The 16,681-nt window shown below is 60.1% G+C and carries 15 protein-coding genes; 12 read left to right on the top strand and 3 right to left on the bottom strand.

Annotation, left to right across the window (positions count from 1 at the left end):
* Window positions 1-101: 101 nt before the first annotated feature.
* The 11 genes from PspR84_RS16975 to PspR84_RS16925 all read left to right on the top strand — a co-directional run bounded on the left by PspR84_RS16975 (window position 102) and on the right by PspR84_RS16925 (window position 10,890).
* Complete coding sequence (locus PspR84_RS16975; protein ID WP_160058354.1) at window positions 102-1,142, top strand: AraC family transcriptional regulator; 1,041 nt, start codon at window positions 102-104, stop codon at window positions 1,140-1,142.
* Window positions 1,143-1,284: 142 nt separating this feature from the next.
* Complete coding sequence (locus tag PspR84_RS16970) at window positions 1,285-2,172, top strand: Dyp-type peroxidase (RefSeq protein WP_160058352.1); 888 nt, start codon at window positions 1,285-1,287, stop codon at window positions 2,170-2,172.
* 10 nt (window positions 2,173-2,182) lie between these two features.
* Entirely contained in the window at window positions 2,183-3,151 is a 969-nt protein-coding gene (locus PspR84_RS16965; protein WP_160058350.1) for a Gfo/Idh/MocA family oxidoreductase, read from the top strand.
* Between the two features lie 221 nt (window positions 3,152-3,372).
* On the top strand, window positions 3,373-4,140 hold the full coding sequence (locus PspR84_RS16960) for a GntR family transcriptional regulator (protein WP_160058348.1): 768 nt from the start codon (window positions 3,373-3,375) through the stop codon (window positions 4,138-4,140).
* On the top strand, window positions 4,137-5,867 hold the full coding sequence (locus PspR84_RS16955) for a fumarate reductase/succinate dehydrogenase flavoprotein subunit (RefSeq protein WP_160039643.1): 1,731 nt from the start codon (window positions 4,137-4,139) through the stop codon (window positions 5,865-5,867). The genes PspR84_RS16960 and PspR84_RS16955 overlap by 4 nt, the downstream gene beginning before the upstream one ends.
* A 27-nt stretch (window positions 5,868-5,894) precedes the next feature.
* The gene (locus PspR84_RS16950; protein ID WP_003225615.1) at window positions 5,895-6,140 is read left to right on the top strand and encodes a ferredoxin family protein; all 246 of its coding nucleotides are present in this window, start codon (window positions 5,895-5,897) and stop codon (window positions 6,138-6,140) included.
* Between the two features lie 230 nt (window positions 6,141-6,370).
* Window positions 6,371-7,762 (top strand): ABC transporter substrate-binding protein, encoded by a 1,392-nt coding sequence (locus PspR84_RS16945; RefSeq protein ID WP_160058346.1) that lies wholly within the window; start codon window positions 6,371-6,373, stop codon window positions 7,760-7,762.
* Window positions 7,763-8,028: 266 nt separating this feature from the next.
* Entirely contained in the window at window positions 8,029-8,808 is a 780-nt protein-coding gene (locus tag PspR84_RS16940) for an ABC transporter permease (protein WP_160058344.1), read from the top strand.
* The gene (locus PspR84_RS16935; RefSeq protein WP_160058342.1) at window positions 8,808-9,656 is read left to right on the top strand and encodes an ABC transporter ATP-binding protein; all 849 of its coding nucleotides are present in this window, start codon (window positions 8,808-8,810) and stop codon (window positions 9,654-9,656) included. Before PspR84_RS16940 ends, PspR84_RS16935 begins: the two co-directional genes overlap by 1 nt.
* Window positions 9,653-10,615, top strand: coding sequence for a HEAT repeat domain-containing protein (locus tag PspR84_RS16930; RefSeq protein ID WP_160058340.1), 963 nt, complete (start codon window positions 9,653-9,655; stop codon window positions 10,613-10,615). Before PspR84_RS16935 ends, PspR84_RS16930 begins: the two co-directional genes overlap by 4 nt.
* Entirely contained in the window at window positions 10,612-10,890 is a 279-nt protein-coding gene (locus PspR84_RS16925) for a DUF971 domain-containing protein (RefSeq protein WP_160058338.1), read from the top strand. The genes PspR84_RS16930 and PspR84_RS16925 overlap by 4 nt, the downstream gene beginning before the upstream one ends.
* A gap of 129 nt (window positions 10,891-11,019) precedes the next feature.
* Here the strand turns inward: PspR84_RS16925 and PspR84_RS16920 are convergent, their stop codons facing one another.
* The 3 genes from PspR84_RS16920 to PspR84_RS16910 form a co-directional block, all read right to left on the bottom strand.
* Window positions 11,020-12,678, bottom strand: coding sequence for a phosphoethanolamine--lipid A transferase (locus PspR84_RS16920; RefSeq protein WP_160058336.1), 1,659 nt, complete (start codon window positions 12,676-12,678; stop codon window positions 11,020-11,022).
* Between the two features lie 211 nt (window positions 12,679-12,889).
* Complete coding sequence (locus PspR84_RS16915) at window positions 12,890-13,627, bottom strand: TorF family putative porin (protein WP_160058334.1); 738 nt, start codon at window positions 13,625-13,627, stop codon at window positions 12,890-12,892.
* A 151-nt stretch (window positions 13,628-13,778) separates the two neighbouring features.
* Entirely contained in the window at window positions 13,779-15,521 is a 1,743-nt protein-coding gene (locus PspR84_RS16910; RefSeq protein ID WP_160058332.1) for an amidohydrolase, read from the bottom strand.
* A 103-nt stretch (window positions 15,522-15,624) separates the two neighbouring features.
* Between PspR84_RS16910 and PspR84_RS16905 the strand changes: the two genes are divergently transcribed.
* A complete protein-coding gene (locus tag PspR84_RS16905) occupies window positions 15,625-16,542 on the top strand; it encodes a LysR family transcriptional regulator (RefSeq protein ID WP_160058330.1) in 918 nt (305 codons plus the stop codon).
* Window positions 16,543-16,681 lie beyond the last annotated feature (139 nt).

Here is a 16,681-nt window from a genome sequence, read left to right as displayed (position 1 = left end):
AGGGGGGCATCTGCGGACAGTCCGTAAACCTTGTGCTAACTTCTTTCGACATAACCGGTTACAAAAATAACAATCAAGCGTGATCCGGAATGTCAGCCCCCATGAACGTAAAAGTCCAAGACCCGACCTTCGAACTGGCGCTGGTCTCGCCATTTCTTTTGCAAACCCTCGCCGAAGTCGCGCATAACAAGGGCGTCGAGCCTGAAAGTCTGTGCCGTGGGCTGGGTTTTACCCTTGAGGATCTTCAGGATCCGGCGCAGCGGATTTCCTATCGTCAGGCGGTGGCGATGATTCAGCGCGCGCTCAAAGTGTTGCCCAATCAAGGTCTGGGGCTGTGGGTCGGCGCGCAAAACGTGCTTGGTACTTTGGGTTTGCTCGGGCATGTGTTGTCGCTGTGCAAGACCTTGCGTGATGCCTTTGCGCTGGGCATTCGTCATCAACACACCTCGGGCGGGATTGTGGTGTCCAGTGTCGATGTGGTCGGCGGGTGCGTGCATCTCGATGCCGAATGTCGCTTGCCGTTCGCCGATGTGCAGGTGTTCGCGGTCGAGGAGTTTTTCGCCAGTTTGCTGGTGTATGGCCGCGCGCTGGTCGGAGCGGAGTTCAAGGCGATTGCCGTGGAATTCGTGCATGCCGCGCCGGATTACCTGAGCGAATACCACCGCCTGCTCGGGCCGGAGGTGCGCTTCGGCTGCCTGCACAATCGCATGCTGATCGATGCGCAGTGGCTGGATGTGAATCTGCCCAATCATCATTCGCTGGCGTTGCGTCAGGCCGTTGCATTGCTGGAGCTGGAAGCGGCGCAGGTGCATCAGAAACTTGATCTGATTCAGGCTGTGGAGCGGGCGATTGCCCGGGATCTGAGTAGCGGCAGTCACATCGAAAAGATTGCCGGTGATTTGAACATGAGCAGCCGTACGTTGCGCCGGCGTTTGACTGAGCATGCGCTGACGTTTGAGGCGTTGCTGGAGCAGGTGCGGCAGGCGCGGACCCTGAGTCTGCTGGCTAATCCGGATATGCCGATCGAGCGGATTACCGAGGAAGTCGGGTACAGCGATGTGCGCAGTTTTCGTCGGGCGTTCAAGCGCTGGACAGGGTTGAGCCCGAGTGCGTGGCGCCAGGAAAGCGTTACAGCTATTTAAAAGATCAAAAGATCGCAGCCTTCGGCAGCTCCTACCCTGATCCCTGTAGGAGCTGCCGAAGGCTGCGATCTTTTGATCTTGCTTCAACCCCACAAACTGTCTGGCTACAGGTAAACTCCGCGCACTTTTTCAAGGAGTTCACATGAGTTACTACCAGCCGGGCATTCTCGCCACCCCAGTTCCTGCGCAAGCACGTCACCTGTTTTTCGCCCTTGAGTCGGTTGAAGCCCTGCCGCAGGCGATCGACAATCTGCTGAACCAGGTGGACGGCAAGTCGGCGGTGGTCGGTTTCGGCGAATCCCTGGTCAAGGCCCTCAACGTGCAGATTGACGGCCTGCGCAGCTTCCCGGCCATGACCGGCGTTGGCGTAGAAAACCCGTCGACCCAACACGCGCTGTGGGTGTGGCTGCACGGCGTCGACCGTGGTGAACTGCTCAACCGTTGCAACGCCCTCGAAGCCGCATTGGCCCCGGCCCTGCGCCTGGTAGAAATGCAGGAAGCCTTCCGCCACAAGGACGGCCACGACCTGACCGGCTACGAAGACGGCACCGAAAACCCGCACGACGAAGCCGCCATCGCCGCCGCCCTGCAAAGCTCAGGCACTGACGGCATGGTCGGCGGCAGCTTCGCCGCGATCCAGCAGTGGCAGCACGACCTCAAGGGTTTCCACAAACTGTCCGCCGACGACAAAGACAACATCATGGGCCGTCGCCTCAGCGACAACGAAGAGATCGACGACGCGCCGGTCTCCGCCCACGTCAAACGCACCGCGCAGGAAAGCTTTGCCCCTGAAGCGTTCGTCGTGCGCCGCTCGATGCCGTGGATCGAAGGTGATCGCGCTGGTTTGATGTTCCTCGCGTTCGGCTTCTCGCTGGATGCTTTCGAAGCGCAACTGCGCCGTATGAGCGGCCTGGAAGACGGCATCACCGATGGCCTCTATCGCATCAGCCGGCCGATCACTGGCGGCTACTACTGGTGCCCGCCGCTGAAGGATGGTCACCTCGATCTGCGCGCCTTGCGCATCGGCTAAAGGAAGAGAAATGAACGTGGTGCGCTGGGGCATGATTGGGTGTGGCAGCGTCGCTGAACGCAAGAGCGGGCCGGCCTTCTACAAGGCGCCCGGTTCGGCGTTGGTGGCGATGATGGGCCGACGCCTGGAAGCCGTGACCGACTACGCCGCGCGCCACGGCATCGAGCGGGTTTACACCGACATCGATGCGCTGATCAACGATCCCGAGGTCGACGCGGTGTACATCGCCACGCCACCCGACAGCCACCACGCCTACAGCCTCAAAGTTGCTGCTGCCGGCAAACATTGCTGCGTGGAAAAACCCATGGCGCTGAATGCCGGGCAAAGCCGCGAGATGCAGCAGGTGTTTGCCGAGGCTGGTTTGCACCTGTTCGTTTCCTACTACCGCCGATCGTTGCCGCGTTTTGCGCAGGTGCGGCAATGGTTGGAGGAGGGGCGCATTGGTGAGGTTCGGCACCTGAGCTGGACGCTGACCAAGGCGCCGTCGCCGGCGGATCTCGATGGGCGCGATAACTGGCGTACCGATCCGGCGGTGGCCGGTGGCGGTTATTTCGCTGATCTGGCCAGTCATGGCTTTGACCTGTTCCAGTACCTGCTCGGCGACATCGTTGAAGTGGCCGGATTCACCGCACGTCAGGCCTGTTTGTATGCCGCCGAAGATGCCGTCAGCGCCAGTTGGCGGTTCGCTTCAGGTGCGCTAGGCATGGGCTGCTGGAGTTTTGTCGCGGATCGGCGCGAGGATCGGGTCGAGATCATCGGCAGCGTCGGGCGAATCGGTTTTTCGGTGTTTGATGAGCATCCCGTGCAATTGCATGCCGATGAACACATCAGCCTGGAGATTCCCCATCACGAACACATTCAATGGCATCACGTGCTGGGCATGAATGCGCATATTCGTGGCGATTCACAACATCCCGCAATCGCCGAACAGGCCCTGAAAACCGACTGGGTCATGGACCAGATCCTCAAGCGCCACTGACCTTACCGACCACACAAATCCCCTGTGGGAGCGAGCCTGCTCGCGAAGGCGGCGTGTCAGTCACCATCATTGCTGAAAGAACCACCGCTTTCGCGAGCAGGCTCGCTCCCACATTGGGCAGTGCGTCGTCGCGTCTAAGGTTATGCCCAAACAATATTTCTCAACCTTGTCATAACAACTCTAAGATCACGTCATAACTCGTTATAACAAGTGATCCCGTGATGACCGATAACGTTCTCTCTCTTAGCCCGCTCTCCTTATCAAGTGTCCCGCTGCACACCCAACTGCGCGACGTCCTCCGTGCGCGCATTCTCGACGGCGAATACCCGCAAGACAGCCAGATGCCCTCCGAAAGCGAGCTCGGTGCGCTGTTCAAAGTCAGCCGCATCACTGTGCGCCAGGCGCTCGGCGATCTGCAAAAGGAAGGGCTGATCTTCAAGATCCACGGCAAAGGCACCTTCGTCGCCAAACCGAAAACCTTTCAAAACGTCAGCAGCCTGCAAGGCCTCGCCGAGTCCATGACCGGACGCGGCTACGAGGTGATCAACCGCCTGCGCAGCTTCAAATTCATCCCGGCTGACAAGCGCGTCGCCGAGCGTTTGCAAATCGCCGGGGGCGAGATCGTTACGCAGATCAAACGCGTGCGCCTGATCAATCGTGAACCGATCTCGCTGGAAATCACCTACCTGCCCAAAGCCGTCGGCGAGCGACTGGAGAAGGCCGATCTGGTTACCCGCGACATCTTCCTGATCCTCGAAAACGACTGCGGCATCGCCCTCGGCCATGCCGATCTGGCCATCGACGCGGTGCTCGCTGACAGCGACCTGACCCAGGCGCTGAACGTCGAGGCCGGCTCGCCGATCATGCGCATCGAGCGTCTGACCCACGACGCGCAAGGCCAGCCGCTGGACTTCGAACACCTTTATTACCGTGGCGATGCGTTCCAGTACCGCCTGCGGATCGACCGGCAAAAAGGGGAGCAGGCATGACCCGCAACGTTCTCGAACAGGAATACGACATCGTCGTCATTGGCGGCGGCACTGCCGGCCCGATGGCCGCGATCAAGGCCAAGGAAAAGAACCGCGATCTGCGCGTGTTGCTGGTCGACAAGGCCAATGTCAAACGCAGCGGCGCGATCAGCATGGGCATGGACGGCCTGAACAACGCGATCATTCCCGGTCACTCGACGCCTGAGCAGTACACCAAGGAAATCACCATCGCCAACGACGGCATCGTCAATCAGGCCGCCGTTTACGCCTACGCGACGCACAGCTTCGAAACCATCGAACAGCTTGATCGCTGGGGCGTGAAGTTCGAAAAGGACGAAACCGGCGATTACGCGGTGAAAAAAGTCCACCACATGGGCGCCTACGTGCTGCCGATGCCGGAAGGGCACGACATCAAAAAGGTCCTTTATCGGCAGTTGAAACGCGCCCGGGTGAGCATCACCAATCGCCTCGTTTGCACGCGGTTACTGACCGACGCGGAGGGCACCGTCAACGGTGTGATGGGCTTCGATTGCCGCACTGCCGACTTTCATGTGATCAAGGCCAAAGCGGTGATCCTTGCCTGCGGTGCTGCCGGGCGTCTCGGCTTACCGTCCTCCGGTTATCTGATGGGCACCTACGAGAACCCGACCAACGCTGGCGACGGTTACGCGATGGCCTATCACGCCGGCGCGGAACTGGCCAACCTCGAATGCTTCCAGATCAACCCGCTGATCAAGGATTACAACGGCCCGGCCTGCGCCTACGTCACCGGACCGCTGGGCGGCTACACCGCCAACAACAAGGGCGAACGCTTCATCGAGTGCGATTACTGGAGCGGGCAGATGATGTGGGAGTTCCACCAGGAACTGGAGAGCGGCAACGGCCCGGTGTTTCTCAAGCTCGATCACTTGGCCGAGGAAACCATCCAGAACATCGAGGAAATCCTGCACAGCAACGAGCGCCCGAGTCGTGGCCAGTTCCACGCCAATCGCGGCACCGATTACCGCACGCAAATGGTCGAAATGCACATTTCCGAAATCGGTTTTTGCAGCGGCCACTCGGCGTCCGGTGTGTGGGTCAACGAACGTGCCGAGACTTCGGTGAAAGGCTTGTATTCGGCGGGCGACATGGCCGCTGTGCCACACAATTACATGCTCGGTGCCTTCACCTACGGCTGGTTCGCCGGGCACAACGCGGCGGATTTTGTCGCCGGCCGCGAGTTTTCCGCGCTGGATGCCGAGCAGATCGAAAAGGAAAAAGCCCGGGTCTACGCACCGCTGGATCGCGAACACGGCCTGCCGCCGGCGCAGGTCGAGTACAAGCTGCGGCGCTTCGTCAACGATTACCTGCAACCGCCGAAAGTCACCAAGAAGATGCAGATCGGCCTGCAACGCTTCAGCGACATCGAACGCGATCTCGAGCAGATGAAGGCCAACAACGCCCACGAACTGATGCGCGCCATGGAAACCAGCGTGATTCGCGACTGTGCCGAAATGGCCGCCCGCGCTTCATTGTTCCGCGCTGAAAGCCGTTGGGGCCTGTACCACTATCGCGTCGATCACCCACAGCGCAACGACAGCGAGTGGTTCTGTCATTGCCATTTGAAGAAGGGCGAGGACGGCCAGATGACCAGTTTCAAGAAAGCCGTCGAGCCTTACATTATCCCGCTCGATGCTGAAGAAATGCAGGCTTACGACCGTTTGCGGGTCGGCGCTTTCGCCGCTTGATGCACCCCTAAAAAGAGAGTCCGGACCATGGCCTATCAAGCTCAGGAAATCTTCTTCCGCTCCAACGCCCCCGTCACCGTGGACGAGGACAAATGCATCGCCGAAAAGGGCTGTACCGTGTGTGTCGACGTTTGCCCGATGGATTTGCTGGCGATCAACCCGGCGACGCAGAAGGCTTATATGGCGTTCGATGAATGCTGGTACTGCATGCCGTGCGAAAAGGATTGCCCGACGGGTGCCGTCAAAGTCGACATCCCCTATCTCCTGCGTTGAAACCCGATCCCCTGTAGGAGTGAGCCTGCTCGCGATAGCGGTGTGTCAGTCAGCACATCAACATCTGGAAAACCGCTATCGCGAGCAGGCTCACTCCTACATTTGAACTGTGACAACCCAAAGCCATCCGGCAAACCCCGGACGCTGAATTGAAAAACACCCCTCGTTTCCCACCGCGCCCTGATCGCGGCGGAGACGAACTCAAATAAATGATTCGAGGGGAAACAACCATGTTGCGTGCAGCAATCGCCGGTCTGGTACTGGCTTCGTTCACTTTGTCGGCCTCGGCCGAAACCATCCGCATCGCCATCGGCACCCAGGACACCACCATCAACTGCGCCGCCGGCGGCTTGTTGATTCGTGAACTCGGTCTGCTCGACAAGTACCTGCCCCACGACGGCGCCTACAAAGACGCCAAGTACGACGTGCAGTGGAAGAACTTCACCAGCGGCGCACCGCTGACCAACGAGATGGTCGCCGGCAAACTCGACTTCGGCGCCATGGCTGATTTCCCCGGCGCATTCAACGGCGTCGCGTTCGAAACCGCCGGCAAACACAGCCTGTTCATCAGCGTGTTGTCGGGCAGCATCAAGGGCAGCGGCAACGGCATTGTCGTGCCGAGCGCATCGGGTGTGCAGTCGCTGAGCGAGCTCAAGGGCAAGACGATTTCTGTGCCGTTCGCCTCCACCGCCCACGGCATGTTGCTGCGTGCGGTGGCGGCACAGGGCTGGGATCCGCTCAAGGATGTCAACATCATCGCCCAGCCGCCGGAAGTCGCCGGCTCGGCGTTGCAGGCCGGCAAGATCGACGCCCACGCCGATTTCGTGCCGTTCGCCGAACTGTTCCCGAGCCGAGGTTTCGCGCGCAAGATTTATGACGGCGCCCAGGCCAATGCGCCGACTTTCCATGGTGCGCTGGTGGATCAGGCTTACGCCAAGAAGTACCCGGAGATCGTTGTCGCTTACCTGCGGGCGAGTATCGAGGCCAATCAGTTGCTCACTGCCGAGCCTGAGAAGTACAGCGAGCTGATCGCCAAAGTCACCGGCGTCGATGCCGAGGTCAATTACCTGTTCCACGGCCCGCTCGGCGTGCAGACCCGCGACCTGAGCTGGAAGCCGGAATATCGCCAGGCGGTCGGCACGGCTATCGATACGTTGAAGCTGCTGAAGAAGGCTGATCGCGGGCTCGATCTGAATACGTTTATTGACGATCAGTACATCCGTGCGGCGTTCAAGGCGTCGAACCTGGATTACACGGCGCAGTTGGCCAATTACGCGCAGACGCCGTTGAAGACTACCGGTAAAGCGATCACTGACTTCAGCCACGTTGCCGAAATCTGGGTGCGCGGTGAGAGCAAGGTGCGGCAGTACGCGTCTGCGGAAGAGGCGTTCGCTGCACTCGCCGCATTGAAGCAGGAAGGCAAAACCATTCGCGCGGTGTATGCGCAGGCCAGTGACAGCGGGATCAAGTTGCTCGCGGAGCAGGCGTGGTTTGCCAGCGATGCGAAGGGACGGTTGAGTGCGTTTTTGCTTAAGGGGCAGGCTCAGCAATATGCCTCGGCACAGGGTGGCAAGGTTTTCGATTTCACCGATGCCACTGCCCAGGCTGTTGCTGCTCGCTGATGAAGATCAAAAGCCCCTCACCCTAGCCCTCTCCCGGAGGGAGAGGGGACTGACCGCGGTGTTTTGGCAAGGTACGCCGACCTGAAATACCGAGCCGAACTCAGGTTCTGAAAAGCATGAAGATCGGCTCCTTCTTGAGCCGAACTCAGGTTTGAAAGGCATGAAGATCGGCTCCCTTTCCCCCTCGCCCCCCTTGGGGGGAGAGGGCTGGGGTGAGGGGGGTAAATCTCAGCCATCACACAGATCCAGAACCGGAAACCCGCTCGATGAAAACACCCATCCGCTGGACATCAAGAGCCACATCCTTGCTGCTCTGCCTGCTGTTCTGGCAACTCGCCGCCAGCCACCACTGGAACCTCGGCCTGGTCACCTTCGCCAACGTGCCGACACCTGTCGCGGTTATCGAGGCAGCATTGGGCCTGGGCGATTCCGGCAAGCTCCTTCAACACCTGACCGCCAGCCTCAGCCGCGTCTTCGCCGGCTACCTCGCTGCGCTAGTCATCGGCATCGCCCTCGGTCTGGCCATCGGCCGTTCAAAATGGGCCGAAGACCTGCTGCTGCCCCCACTGGAAGTCCTGCGCCCAATCCCCGCCGTGGCATGGATCCCACTGGCGATCCTGATGTTCCCGTCCTCGGAACTGTCGATGGTCTTCATCACCTTCACCGGCGCGCTGTTCCCGATCCTGCTCAACACCGTGCACGGTGTCGAAGGTGTCGATCCACGGCTGATCGCCTCAGCGAAAAGCCTCGGGGCAGGGCGCCGCGCGATCCTGCTGGAAGTGATCTTGCCCGGCGCAGCGCCAAGCATCATCACCGGCCTGGCAATCGGCATGGGCACTTCGTGGTTCTGTCTGGTCACGGCGGAAATGATCTCCGGCCAGTTCGGCATCGGTTACTACACCTGGGAGTCCTACACGATCCAGAACTACGCCGACATCGTCGTCGGCATGTTGCTGATCGGCGTGCTGGGCATGGGCAGCAGTCTGCTGATCAAACGTCTGGGCGGGTTGTTCACGCCCTGGCATCGACCGCGAGGAAAAGCCTGATGAGCGTGATGCAAACCCCGGAAGGGCGGATCGACATCCGCCAGTTATCCATCGTCCTCGGCGCTGGGCGTGAGGCGTTCGAGGCGGTACGGGAACTCGATTGCCAGATTGAACCGGGCCAGTTCGTGTGCATTCTTGGCCCGTCCGGTTGCGGTAAATCGACCTTGCTCGGCGCCTTGGCCGGGCATCTGAACGCGCATGCCGGGAGTCTGAAAGTCGATGGCGCTGCGGTGTCCGGCCCGTCACCGCAGCGCGGCATGGTGTTCCAGCATCACACGCTGTTCCCGTGGCGCACGGTGCGTGACAACGTTGCGTTCGGCCTGAAGATGCGCGGCATCGGCAAGGCCGAACGTCATCGCGCCGCCGACGAAATCCTCAAACTGGTCGGCCTCGAAGGTTTCGCCGAACGCTGGCCCGATCAGCTGTCCGGCGGCATGCAGCAACGCGTCGAGATCGCCCGAGTGCTGGTCAATCGCCCGCGCCTGTTGCTGATGGACGAGCCGTTCGGCGCACTGGATGCGCTTACCCGTTTGAACATGCAGGAACTGCTGCTGGACATCTGGACGCGCATCCGCACCACCGTGGTCTTCGTCACCCACGACATCGACGAGGCGCTGTTCCTCGCCGACCGCTTGCTGGTGATGAGCGCACGACCGGGGCGAATCATCGAAGACTTGCGCCTGGATTTCGCCCGGCCACGCGCCAGCGAACTGGTCACCAGTCCTGAATTCTCCCGGCTCAAACGCCACTGCCTCGACCTGCTGCGCCACGACAACGACCGACCGCTGCCGCGTCTCAATCCGCTCGGCCTGCCTCCCGAAAACCCTTTGCCGCGATTTGCCCTATGACCTCTATTTTTGCTGTGACCGATAACCAAGACATTCTCGATCTGCAACCGCGCCTGACTGCTGAAGATGCTGGCGTGCGGCGTATTGCGCTGATTGATCTGGCAGATCTGGAGGAGCCCGATGGCTTGCTCTGGCTGGTCGATCGCCTCGGCCAGGATCCCGCTGAAGACGTCCGCGCCGAAGCCGCGCGGTTGCTGGAGGCTTGGGAAGATGAGGACGTCGTGCAAGCGTTGTGCGAGGCGCTGACCGACTCGTCGCCCACCGTGCAATCCGCTGCTGCGCAGAGCTTGAGTCTGCTCAAGACGCAAGCAGCGGGGCGGGTGATTCTGCCGTGGACCGATCATGCCGACGTCAGCGTGCGCATCGCGGCGTTCCGCGCCTTGCGCGAATTGCGTTTCGCCGACGCCGCACCGGCTGCGTTTTCCGCGCTGAACGATGCCGATGCCAGTGTTCGTCGTGAAGCCGTGGGCGTGCTCGGCTGGCTCAAGCAGCTCGACGCATTACCGGCATTGGCGCGGTTGGCCAGCGCTGACCCCGACACCGAAGTGCGCCGCGCCGCCACCGGCGCTTTGGGCCTGGCCTCCAGCGCCGAAGTCCTCCCGGCCCTGCGCCAGGCCTTGCAGGACAACGCCTGGCAAGTGCGCGAGGAAGCCGCCACGACGTTGGGCAAAGTTGGCCACCGCGATGCCGGCCCGGCGTTGGTCGAAGCGCTGAGCGATGACTACTGGCAAGTGCGCCTGCGCGCTACCCGCAGTCTCGGCCGTTTGCAATTTGCCCCGGCACTGGACGCGCTGATTGAAACCCTCGGCCATCGCATCAGCAACCTGCGCAAAGAAGCCGCGCTGGCCTTGGGCGAACTGAATGATCGCGGCGCCGTGGCCGCGTTGCAGGCCGCGCAGGACGATGGCGACCCGGAAGTGCGCAAAGCCGTGCGCATTGCCTTGAGTCAGTTGCAATGAACCCGCTGTCGGTGGCGAATTCGCAGAGCGAAGGGACGCTACGATTGAGCTGGCCGGACGGCCGCGAGCAACAGCTCAACCACGCCGAACTGCGCCGCCAGTGCCCGTGCTCGCAGTGCCGCGCGTTTCGCCTGAAAGGGCTGACGCCGCTGGTCGATGACCGCATACGCCTGATTGAACTCAACCCGCAGGGCTATGGCGTGCAACTGGTGTTCAGCGATGGTCACCAGCGCGGCATCTACCCGTGGGCCTATCTGGCAAACCTCAACCCCTGATCCACCACCTCCCCCTGTAGGAGTGAGCCTGCTCGCGATAGCGGTATGTCATTCAACAATGATGTTGGCTGATCCACCGCTATCGCGAGCAGGCTCACTCCTACAAGGGGATTTGTGCAGTTCCTGGGGTTATTGCGCAGCTGTCATCGAAGGCCGGCAGCCATGAAAAATATCCAGCCCCGGCTGATACAACGAGGTCTTCACCTCAAACAACCCCAGCACCGAATGAAACAGGTTGTCGTGGCTCAGATCCGCCTGCCCGGTCTTGCCTTGCAGGCAGCCACGATCAATCCCCTCACTGGCGAGCGTGCCGTCGCCGAACCACATCACCATTGGCACATGGGTCTGCGCTTCAGGTGCCAGCGCATACGGCGCAGCGTGCAGATACAAGCCGTTCTCACCCAGCGATTCACCGTGATCGGAGACGTACACCATCGAGGTGTCCAGCGAGTCCTGATTACGCTTGAGCAGCTCGATGACCTTGGCGAGGAAATGGTCGGTGTACAGAATCGTGTTGTCGTACACGTTCACCAGTTCATCACGGCTGCAACTGCCCAACTGGTTGGTGTGGCAGATCGGTTTGAAGTGCTCCCTGTCTTTCGGGTAGCGCTCGTAGTATTCCGGGCCGTGGCTGCCATCCGCATGCAGGACGATGATCGCGTGGCCCTTGAGGCTGTCGATGTAGCTTTGCAGATCGGCCAGCAGCGCTTCGTCGAGGCAGTTGTTGCCATCGCAGAACGGCCCCGGCTGGTTCTTCGAAATATCGCGATGCGGTACGCGCAGGCAGGTGCCTTTGCAGTCGCTGTTGTTGTCCAGCCACAGCACTTGCACGCCTGCACGCTGGAGGATGTCGAGCAGGCCCTCGTAGGTTTTGCCTTTCTTGTCGCTGTAATCCTTACGCGGGAACATCGAGAACATGCACGGCACCGACACCGCCGTCGACGTGCCGCAGGAGTGCACCTGGGTGAAATTGAGGATGTCGAGTTTGCTCAGTTCCGGATTGGTCTCGCGCGCATAGCCGTTCAGCGAAAAGTGATCGGCCCGCGCCGTTTCACCGACCACAAACACCATCAGCGATTTCTTCTCGCGGCTCGCAGCCTTGGCGCTCATCACCGCGTCTTCGCCGATGGCCTGCACGACAAAGTGCTTTTTGATGCCCACGCGTTGCTTGGTGTATTTGCTGATCGCGTAGATGTAGTTGGTCGGGTTGATGAAGTGGGTGAGCTTGTCTTCTTCGCGAAAGATCGGCGCGTAGGTCGAATAGAACGCGCCCACTGACGCGGCGATCACCAGCACACAGGCGATGATCACCAGAATCTTGTTGAGCAAGCCGCGAAAGAACGGCCGATAACTCACCGGCCAGCGCCAGATCAGCACTGCCGGCAACACGCCGAGCAGCAGCACGTAAGCCAGCAGCTTGCCGTTGAACAGCGCGGTGGCTTCGGCGGGGTTGGTTTCGAAGACGTTCTGGATCATCACCGTGTCGATGGTGATGCCGTATTCATTCATGAAATACGCGGCGCAGGCCGAGAGCAGGGCGACCACGGTGAGCACCGGTTTCAGTGTCCAGCGGAACGACACCAGGGTCAGCAACAGCGTGATCGCCGCCCACAAAAACAGCCCAAACGAAGCAAAGAATGCCACTTTGTGCGCGCCTTGCAGGGTGATCAGCGTACCCAGCGCCTTCCAGGTCGCCAGGTTGTACAACGCCACCAGCGCCAGGGAAAACAGCAGCACCAGTCGGGTAGGAGTGATGGACGGTAAACGCAGTCCGTTGCCCAAAGCCATGTCAAACATTCCTCTACATGAATGAAAACCACGCTGTTGCGCAGGTAACAGTAGAAGAACATTAGTAAAAAATTCGTAAACATCCTGTAACAACTACCGAACGCCAATCCTGTAGGAGCTGCCGCAGGCTGCGATCTTTTGATCTTGCCTTTAAAAAACAAAATCAAAAGATCGCAGCCTTCGGCAGCTCCTACAGTGGGATTTCGGTGGGTCAGAAGGATTTGCTGACGCTGGCGACAACGGTGGCGGTGCAGACGTCTTTGAAGCCCCAGTTACTCAGGCACTGGCTCTGCGACAGGTCGGTGTCGATATAGCTCAACCCCAACACCACGCCGGCCAGGTTATGGGTGAGTTTGACTTCCCATTCTCGGTACGACTCTTCGGCGCTGTCGGACGCCGAGTACAAATGCGCATCCTTGAAATCCATATTGCCGTAACGCAATTTCAACCCCGAGTCGTAAGGCAACTCGGTTTCATAACCGATGTAGCTGTACAGCGAACTCTGCTTGCTATCGATCCCCGGCGCATCACTGGAGTAATACGCCGCCAGTTTCACCCCATAAACCCCGAGAATCCCGTAGACCTCGCTCTGGTTGAACTGGCTTTCCTTGGGGTAGGCATACTTGATGTAGCCCAGATCGAGGCTGACCTCCTCGGTCGCCTGCCACAACCAGCCGCCGTAGTAATCGACTTCCTGCCGGGTTTTCAGGCCGTCGCCGAAATCGACGTTGGAACTCCACGCGCCGAGGTACAGACCGCTGCTGTGGGCGAGGGTCAGACCGGCCTGTACGGCGGGGTCATTCTGGGTTTGGGAGATGCCCCGGGTGCGGTAGTCGCTGGCGAGGGTCAGGTCTACCTCCAGCGCAAAGTCATCGTTCAAGGGGATCGCTTGGCTGCTCAACGGCAGCAGACTGAAAAAACTCAGGGCGAACAGGGGCAAGGCTTTCATGTGAAGTCCCGATGTTGTGATTATTTTTGGGCGGTACGAAAACCTTGTAGGAGTGAGCCTGCTCGCGATAGCGGTGTGTCAGGTGTCGATGTGTTATCTGACACACCGCTATCGCGAGCAGGCTCACTCCTACAAAGGAAAGATTGTGTTGTTATTGGGTGGCGGTATAGACCTGACGGCCGCCGAACCAGGTTTGCAGGACTTGGGTGTCATGCAGGGCTTTGTTGTCGACGCTGAACACGTCGCGGTCGAGGACGATAAAGTCAGCCTGTTTGCCCGGTGTCAGCGAGCCGATCTGTTTCTCCAGGCCAATCGTCCGTGCGGCGTTGACGGTATAGGCATAGAACATCGTGTCGCGGTCCAGACGCTCATCGGCGTTGAGCACACCCAACGGGCCGACCCGAGTAATCGCCTGGGCCATGGCGTTGAACGGATTTGGCGTCGATACCGGCCAGTCACTGGCGCCGGCAATCGTCGCGCCTTGTTTGAGCAGCGAATGCGCCGGGTACTGGTAGCGAAAGGCGAGGGCGCTGACGTAGGGCTTGATCATGTCGGTGGTGTAGTCGTCGGCGCTGGCCCACAGCAGTTGCATCGAGGCGATGACGTTGAGCGGTTTGAAACGGGCGAACTCTTTCGGATTGACCATTTGCAGGTGGGTGATCGAGTGGGTCACGCCACTCTGGCGATCCTTGCGCGCCTGAGCGATGCCGTTCAGCGCTTCACGCACGGCGCGGTCTCCGATCGCATGGATATGCACTAGCCAGCCGCGCTGATCAATGGCGCTGACCAGTTCGCCGAAATGCTGCGGATCGATCAGCAGTTCGCCTTGTTTGTGCGAGTTGCTGTACGGATCGATCATCGCCGCGCTCTGCGCCGGGAACTCGATCACGCCATCGGCGAAGATCTTGATGCCGGGCAGGCTCAGGTTGGGGATGCCCTGAAATTGCTGACGCACCTTGTCCAGCGTATCAAGGTCGGCGGGCACACTTTTCGGGTTGGCCACCAGCAGCGCGGCGACGTGGACGCTCATGTCGCCGCTTTCCGACAGCGCTTTATAAGCCGGTAGCACGCCGACGGTTTTCTCGGTCGGTTTGAGCGCGAATACTGCTTCGCCCGGTGCGGCGTTGGCCGCCGGGTCCATCCACGCGGTGATGCCGAGGCTGTTGTTGTAGCGCACCGCTGATTTGGCGGCGTTCAACATGTCGGCGGGGCTCGGCACCGGCATTTTCGAGGCGACTCGATCCCAACCGGCGTCGACCACAAAGCCGTTGGGCTCTCCGCTCGCCAGTTTACCGATGGTGTCTTTTTCCGCGTCGGGCAGGGTTTTCAGCAAGGTAGCATCAATCCCGGCGCGCTTGAGCATGACGTTGTTGGCCCATGCGGTGTGGTGGTCGCTGCCGATAAACACCACTGGCACATTGGCCCATTCGCCGCTGTTGAAGGTTTCGCCCAAGGCCTCGGCTTGCGCCCAATAAACCGAACTCATGCCGGCAATGCTCAGCACATCGCCGTGTTTGGCCTTGCCGTCTGCACGCCAGTCGCGCAGACGCTTTTGCAGTTCGTCGAGGGCGACGACTTCGTCTTCCATGTTCGCCGAGACCATTTCCAGTCCGCCGAAAATCGCGTGGGAATGGCTGTCGATCAGGCCGGGCATCAGCGCTTTGCCCTTGAGGTCGATGACTTGGGTGCCGGGTTCGATCAAGGCTTTGATCTGTGCGTCGGTGCCGACTTTCAGCACTTTGCCGTTTTCTACGGCGAGGGCTTGCACCTTGGGTTGCGTGCGGTCGGCGGTGAAAATCTTGCCGTTGAGCAGCACCAGATCGGTGGTGGCCATGGCTTCCATCGAGGCAAAACTAACAGCGGCTACCAGCAGACTCGGGATGAATCTTTTCATTGAAGATTTCCTTGTTATTGCGTCTGATGGCGAGATTAGTGGTTGGCAACGGCGGACAGAACGCCTCCCTCACGAAAAACGTTTTTGCCTGAATGGAAAAAGTATGGGCAAGTTGGGCGCATTGAAAATGTTCGTGGTTACTGCGCAGCTCGGCAGTTTCAGCCGTGCCGCCGAGCAGTTGGGCAAAACCCCGTCGGCGCTGACCAAAGCGGTCAATCACCTGGAGTCGGAGCTGGGCGCACGGCTGTTCGAGCGCAGCACGCGGCGGATTCTGCTCACCGAAATTGGCCGGGTGTACCTGGAAACTGCGCGGCTGGTGTTGCAGCGGCTCGATGAGGCCAGCGAGGAAATCGAGCAGTTGCAGCACGGCTTGCGCGGCAGCCTGAAAATCACCGCACCGCTGGCGTATGGGCGGGCGTTTCTCGATCAGGTGTGTGACGGCTTTTTGCAGCAATACCCGCAGATCAGCCTGCAAGTGGACCTGTGCGATGCGTTCGTCAATCTGCTGGAAAGTGGTTATGACCTAGCGTTGCGCGAAGGTCACGATGACTTGCCGGGGCTGATTGCGCGGGTGGTCGGCAGCAATCGCCTGGCGTTGTGCGGCAGCCCGGAGTACTTGGCGCGCAAGGATTTGCCGGTGAACCCGCAAACCCTCGAACAACATGAATGGCTGCTTTACCAGCATCCGCTGCTCAGTCGCGAGTTCTGGTGGGCCGAGCGCGACGGGCAGCGCCTGAGCCTGGCGCAACCGACGGCGCCGCGATTGCGCAGTGATAATTACGATTTGTTGCTGGCCAGTGCTTTGGCCGGGCGTGGTTTGCTGCACACGCCGCTGTGGAGCGCCGCGCCGTACATTGCCGACGGGCGACTGGTGCGGGTCATGGCGGATTACGAGATCGATCCGGATACTTTCGGCCCGCACATTCTGGCGGTGTATCCGAGCCATCGGCGGGCCACGGCGAAGGTTGTCGCCTTCATCGATTACATCTCGGCATTTCTCGCCGAACGCGGCCTGAGCTAACGCCACAACCCCTGTAGGAGCTGCCGAAGGCTGCGATCTTTTGATCTTGCCCTTAAAAAACAACATCAAAAGATCGTCCGATCGCGGCCCGAGCCTTCGGCAGCTCCTACGTCGGCCTAGGCCGACTGGCGGCGCTTGT

This window comes from Pseudomonas sp. R84 (genome assembly GCF_009834515.1).
Taxonomy (GTDB): Bacteria; Pseudomonadota; Gammaproteobacteria; order Pseudomonadales; family Pseudomonadaceae; genus Aquipseudomonas.
The sequence above is the reverse complement of the archived record's forward strand: the minus strand, read 5'-3'. Positions and strand labels throughout refer to the sequence as shown.

Excerpts from the sequence above, each read along its gene's own strand:
- PspR84_RS16960 (WP_160058348.1), top strand. The coding sequence starts at position 3,373 with ATGACCGATAACGTTCTCTCTCTTAGCCCGCTCTCCTTATCAAGTGTC.
- PspR84_RS16950 (WP_003225615.1), top strand. The coding sequence starts at position 5,895 with ATGGCCTATCAAGCTCAGGAAATCTTCTTCCGCTCCAACGCCCCCGTC.
- PspR84_RS16930 (WP_160058340.1), top strand. The coding sequence starts at position 9,653 with ATGACCTCTATTTTTGCTGTGACCGATAACCAAGACATTCTCGATCTG.
- PspR84_RS16970 (WP_160058352.1), top strand. The coding sequence starts at position 1,285 with ATGAGTTACTACCAGCCGGGCATTCTCGCCACCCCAGTTCCTGCGCAA.
- PspR84_RS16965 (WP_160058350.1), top strand. The coding sequence starts at position 2,183 with ATGAACGTGGTGCGCTGGGGCATGATTGGGTGTGGCAGCGTCGCTGAA.
- PspR84_RS16920 (WP_160058336.1), bottom strand. The coding sequence starts at position 12,678 with ATGGCTTTGGGCAACGGACTGCGTTTACCGTCCATCACTCCTACCCGA.
- PspR84_RS16905 (WP_160058330.1), top strand. The coding sequence starts at position 15,625 with ATGGGCAAGTTGGGCGCATTGAAAATGTTCGTGGTTACTGCGCAGCTC.
- PspR84_RS16935 (WP_160058342.1), top strand. The coding sequence starts at position 8,808 with ATGAGCGTGATGCAAACCCCGGAAGGGCGGATCGACATCCGCCAGTTA.
- PspR84_RS16925 (WP_160058338.1), top strand. The coding sequence starts at position 10,612 with ATGAACCCGCTGTCGGTGGCGAATTCGCAGAGCGAAGGGACGCTACGA.
- PspR84_RS16915 (WP_160058334.1), bottom strand. The coding sequence starts at position 13,627 with ATGAAAGCCTTGCCCCTGTTCGCCCTGAGTTTTTTCAGTCTGCTGCCG.
- PspR84_RS16910 (WP_160058332.1), bottom strand. The coding sequence starts at position 15,521 with ATGAAAAGATTCATCCCGAGTCTGCTGGTAGCCGCTGTTAGTTTTGCC.
- PspR84_RS16975 (WP_160058354.1), top strand. The coding sequence starts at position 102 with ATGAACGTAAAAGTCCAAGACCCGACCTTCGAACTGGCGCTGGTCTCG.
- PspR84_RS16945 (WP_160058346.1), top strand. The coding sequence starts at position 6,371 with ATGTTGCGTGCAGCAATCGCCGGTCTGGTACTGGCTTCGTTCACTTTG.
- PspR84_RS16955 (WP_160039643.1), top strand. The coding sequence starts at position 4,137 with ATGACCCGCAACGTTCTCGAACAGGAATACGACATCGTCGTCATTGGC.
- PspR84_RS16940 (WP_160058344.1), top strand. The coding sequence starts at position 8,029 with ATGAAAACACCCATCCGCTGGACATCAAGAGCCACATCCTTGCTGCTC.